The sequence below is a fragment of the Pseudoalteromonas sp. MER144-MNA-CIBAN-0113 genome, from assembly GCF_040308965.1.
In the GTDB taxonomy this organism is placed as follows: domain Bacteria; phylum Pseudomonadota; class Gammaproteobacteria; order Enterobacterales; family Alteromonadaceae; genus Pseudoalteromonas; species Pseudoalteromonas tetraodonis.
The window spans coordinates 1-242 of the sequence record NZ_JBEOOG010000548.1 but is presented as its reverse complement, the minus strand read 5'-3'; the positions used below and the strand labels follow the sequence as shown (position 1 = coordinate 242).

Genomic DNA, 242 nt, shown 5'->3' with positions numbered 1-242 from the left:
CGTTTATTAGGAGCAAACAATGAACAAGCCTGATGAGCCGTTTGATCAAAAGCTCACACAACATTACAAAGAGCGAAAAGCGCGCACTACACTTACAAGTGATCAGCAAAAAGTGCTACTTAATAAAGCCACGCACACTAAGCCTAAAAAAATCGGCTTTACGCTACAGCTAATCAGCCTAGCCTGCGCACTGGGTGTGTTTGCATTTATTGTGTTTGATAATAACAACATAATAAATACAG

General features: G+C 40.1%; 1 pseudogene. It reads left to right on the top strand.

The annotated features are described in order from the left end of the window. Window positions 1-19 precede the first annotated feature (19 nt). Window positions 20-242: pseudogene (locus AAEY57_RS20880) on the top strand (hypothetical protein); the annotation flags it as partial.